Annotated in this window: 2 protein-coding genes; both read left to right on the top strand. The window is 76.9% G+C overall.

Annotation, left to right across the window (positions count from 1 at the left end):
- Positions 1-2: 2 nt before the first annotated feature.
- Complete coding sequence (locus GXW76_RS26290) at positions 3-164, top strand: diguanylate cyclase domain-containing protein (protein WP_211864927.1); 162 nt, start codon at positions 3-5, stop codon at positions 162-164.
- Positions 161-971: DUF2336 domain-containing protein (locus tag GXW76_RS25440; protein ID WP_211864926.1), on the top strand; the 811-nt coding region annotated here is incomplete at its 3' end. The genes GXW76_RS26290 and GXW76_RS25440, both read left to right, overlap by 4 nt.

Here is a 971-nt window from a genome sequence, read left to right as displayed (position 1 = left end):
GCCTGCCGCCAGGCCGCGCCCCGCGCTTCAGCCTCGGCATCGCCGCCTGGGACCCGGCCACGGGGGAGAGCGCCAAGCGGCTGCTCGCCCGCGCCGATGCGGCGCTCTACGACGCCAAGCGCAACGGCCGCGGCGGGTGGCGGCTGGCGGAGGGAGCGGCATGATCCGGCTGAGCGACGCGGCACGCATCCTGGGCGAGGGGCCGGCCGAGGCCCGCCGCATGCTGGCCTCCGACGCCGAGGCGCCGCCCGAGGCGCTCTACTACCTGACGGGTGACGCCGACCCGGACCTGCGCCGCGCCGTCGCGGCCAATCCCGCGACGCCGGAGCAGAGCTTCGCCGCCCTCGCCGCCGATGAGGAGAGCGAGGTGCGCGCCGCACTCGCCCGCCGGCTCTCGGTGCTGGCACCGGGGCTGCCGGCGCCGCAGCAGGACCGGTTGGCGCAGATGGCATGGTCGGCGCTGACATTGCTGGCCGCCGATGCGGCGGCGGAGATCCGCGCCACCATCGCCGAAGCGGTGAAGGAATTGCCCGCGGCGCCGCGGGACCTGGTGCTGACCCTCGCGCATGACCGGGACATTCGCGTCTGCGGCCCGGTGTTGCGCCTCTCCCCCCTGCTGACCGAGCAGGACCTGCTCAGCCTGGTTGCCGCGCCGCCCATGGCCGAGACGCTGGCCGCCATCGCGCGCCGGCCCGAGATCAGCGAAACCGTCTCCGAGGCGCTGGTGGCCAGCGGCGATGTCGCCGCGATCGGCGCGCTGCTCGGCAACCGCACCGCGGCGATCCGTGAGAGCACGCTGGACGCGCTGGTGGTCCAGGCCGCCGAGGTCACCGCCTGGCAGGAACCCCTGGTGCGCCGGCCCGCCCTGCCGCCGCGGGCCGCGGTGGCCCTCGCGGCCTTCGTCGCCGAGCGCCTCCTCGCCCCGCTTGCCGAGCGCACCGACCTGCCGGCGGAGGCCGCCGCGCAGGTCC

Origin of the sequence: Neoroseomonas soli, from assembly GCF_018129065.1 — a bacterium.
GTDB classification, from domain to species: domain Bacteria; phylum Pseudomonadota; class Alphaproteobacteria; order Acetobacterales; family Acetobacteraceae; genus Neoroseomonas; species Neoroseomonas soli.
This window is presented reverse-complemented; position numbering and strand designations above follow the sequence as displayed.